This window comes from Streptomyces sp. MBT53 (genome assembly GCF_016654115.1).
In the GTDB taxonomy this organism is placed as follows: Bacteria; Actinomycetota; Actinomycetes; order Streptomycetales; family Streptomycetaceae; genus Streptomyces.
The window spans coordinates 1-1,685 of sequence record NZ_JAEQAZ010000419.1 but is presented as its reverse complement, the minus strand read 5'-3'; the positions used below and the strand labels follow the sequence as shown (position 1 = coordinate 1,685).

The 1,685-nt window shown below is 69.2% G+C and carries 2 protein-coding genes; one reads left to right on the top strand and one right to left on the bottom strand.

Annotated features, from left to right (window positions below; genetic code table 11):
* Positions 1–109 precede the first annotated feature (109 nt).
* Complete coding sequence (locus JHN45_RS51765; RefSeq protein WP_201056448.1) at positions 110–676, top strand: hypothetical protein; 567 nt, start codon at positions 110–112, stop codon at positions 674–676.
* On the opposite strand, the gene JHN45_RS51760 is transcribed toward JHN45_RS51765, so the two are convergent.
* Positions 594–1,424: an IS5 family transposase gene (locus JHN45_RS51760; protein WP_236585066.1), complete on the bottom strand. Its 831-nt coding sequence runs from the start codon at positions 1,422–1,424 to the stop codon at positions 594–596. The genes JHN45_RS51765 and JHN45_RS51760 overlap by 83 nt on opposite strands.
* Positions 1,425–1,685: the final 261 nt, after the last annotated feature.

Here is a 1,685-nt window from a genome sequence, read left to right as displayed (position 1 = left end):
AAAGGGAGTCCCTGTTCGATGAGCAGGGGTTTCTTCGTGTGCGGGGCATGGGCGCGGAGGGGTAGGGGCAGGCAGCGGGCGGCTTGTTGTTGATCGAGGAGAGTGTGCGATGCCGTCGGTGCTGGGGTTGATGGAACGGCGTGAGGCGCGGGCGAGGCAGGAGCTGGAGTCCTGGACGGAGGTCCTGGAGCAGGCTCAGGCGGAGGTGGATGCCGCGCGGGAGCGAGTTGAGCGGGCCAGGGTGGGGCGTGAGGAGCTCGTGTCGGTGCTGGCCGAGGAGAGCACGGTGAGTTCGCCGGTTTCCGTGCCGTCCGGTGGTGCGGTGGTTACCGCTGTGGGATCGAGTGGCTCCGGCGCGGGGTACGGCGAGCAGCCGCCGGTGTGGCGGTCGGGCATGGGTGAGGAGGTGCTCAGCGGCCTGTATCGGGAGGTGTTCGCCGCGGTGGTGGCCGCTTCGGAGCCGGTGAGTGGGGCGGAGCTGGCGCGGGCGGTGGGCCGGGAGGCGGAGATCAAGAACGAGGTGGAGAAGATCCGTCACCGTGCCTACGTGCTGGAGAGGCGGGGCTGGCTGGTGCGGGAGAAGGACGGACGGTTCACGCCCGCGCCTGCAGCAGTCGGTCGGGACGCTTCTCCGGCCAGTGCGGAGCGTCCCCGGCCAGGCGCCGGGACAGCCTGATCGTGGCGGCCCACCACACCATCTGCTGGTGGTGATCGGCACGGCGTTCGTGGTCGCGGTTGAGGCGGCGTGAGCGGGAGAGCCAGCTCAGCGTTCGCTCCACCACCCACCTGCGGGCCAGTACAACAAATCCGCGCTGCCCGTCGGATCGGCGCACGACCTCGGCCCGGACCCCGTGGCGGGCGAACGCCTTCGCCAGCGCCGGACCCTGGTAGGCGCTGTCGACCCACAGCAGTTTCAGCAGCCGGCCCGGCTGCTCCATGAATGTCTCCAGCAGCGCGGGGGCGGCCTTGGAGTCGTGGACGTCCGCGGTGGTCACGGTGACCTCCAGGAGCAGGCCCTCGGTGTCGGTCAGGACGTGGCGCTTGCGCCCGTCGCGTGATTTACCGCCGTCGTATCCGCGACTGTCCTCGCCGACGGTCTCGGAGGCGTCCACCGACTGGCTGTCGATGATCCCGGCACTGGGCTCGGCATTGCGGCCCGTGCGCTCCCTCGCCGTCCGGCGCAGGCGCTCGTAGAGTTCCCGTACGTAGTTGTAGGTCCGCCAGCGGCGGAAGAAGTCGTAGACCGCCCGCCAGTACGGGAAGTCGACCGGGACGGCCATCCACTTCACGCCGTTGTCGACGAGGTAGCGCACAGCGTCGAGCATCTCGCGGTGGCAGTGCGCCTCCGGGCGCCCACCTCGTTTGAGCAGCCAGGCCGGTACCGGCATCGCGGAGCGGACCTCGGCCCATTCCCCGTCCGTCATGTCACTCGGATAGCACCGCGCCCGCCGCCCCGGAGCGATCGAACCGAACCTGTGCACGTAGCAGTCACACTCCGGAGTGGCCGTGATGGACGCGGGCGCAGCGGAAATGGTCAACTGTCCGGACAACGGGTCTCCTTGACCGTGACGGGCTTCAACAACCACGTCACTACCGGGAGGCCCGTTTCTTCATGCCCGCGACCCCACCGGCACCTCTGTCCGAATGATCACCCGCGCCGCACACATCGAACAGGGACTCCCTTT

Coding starts and splice junctions, on each gene's coding strand:
- JHN45_RS51765 (WP_201056448.1), top strand. CDS start 110: ATGCCGTCGGTGCTGGGGTTGATGGAACGGCGTGAGGCGCGGGCGAGG.
- JHN45_RS51760 (WP_236585066.1), bottom strand. CDS start 1,424: ATGACGGACGGGGAATGGGCCGAGGTCCGCTCCGCGATGCCGGTACCG.